This window comes from Thalassotalea sp. G20_0, assembly GCF_017744175.1.
Lineage (GTDB): Bacteria > Pseudomonadota > Gammaproteobacteria > Pseudomonadales > Endozoicomonadaceae > Endozoicomonas.
The window spans coordinates 1-598 of sequence record NZ_JAGHQV010000450.1 but is presented as its reverse complement, the minus strand read 5'-3'; the positions used below and the strand labels follow the sequence as shown (position 1 = coordinate 598).

Below are 598 nucleotides of genomic sequence, written 5' to 3'. Positions count from 1 at the left end.
AACCGCTCCCTGGCCGCTATTGACTACAGCGACGGCACCTATATACGACTTGTGGCGGACAATCACCGGGACCCGGAGATCAACCAGTTCAAAATCGACCTGCGCAACTGCCTCGGCGATACGCTGAGTGCCGATAACAGCGATGATGCCTATGCGGAAAACAAGTTCCTTCAGGTAAAAACCATTGTTGAACGGTTTAATGGCCGGGAAGGCCAGAGCGAGCTGGACAAACGCTGGACCCGGAAAGTGACCGACGTGCGCAACTGGTTCCTGTTCAATGCCTCGGAACGCTACCGGGAAGATGACTCGGAAAAAGAGTTTTATTCCGATGCGGGTGGCAAATCCGGTGGCCAAAAGGAGAAACAGCAGGAACAGGAGCGCCTGCTGCAGGAAACCATAAACCAGCACAGGGCAGAAGCCATTAGCTAAATGATTACTCTCACCGAACTGCAGAAAAAATCCCTGCGCCCATGGAGTTCCGGGGCGTTTCTGAGAAGTGTTTTGCGGGGAAAATCCCTGTTCCCGCTGGAAATCACGTTTCGCAAACCGTCCGGTAAAGTGCTCAGCCAGGAGTTTGTCAAGGTTCGGGACTGGATAG

The 598-nt window shown here is 53.5% G+C and carries 2 protein-coding genes; both read left to right on the top strand.

Features of this window, described 5'->3' with window-relative positions; all coding sequences use genetic code 11:
• Window positions 1-429, top strand: a 429-nt coding sequence (locus J7438_RS26995) for an SbcC/MukB-like Walker B domain-containing protein (protein WP_209279098.1), incomplete at its 5' end; no start/stop codon positions are given.
• The coding region (locus J7438_RS28600; protein WP_209278770.1) for a DUF3322 domain-containing protein at window positions 430-598 on the top strand (169 nt) is incomplete at its 3' end.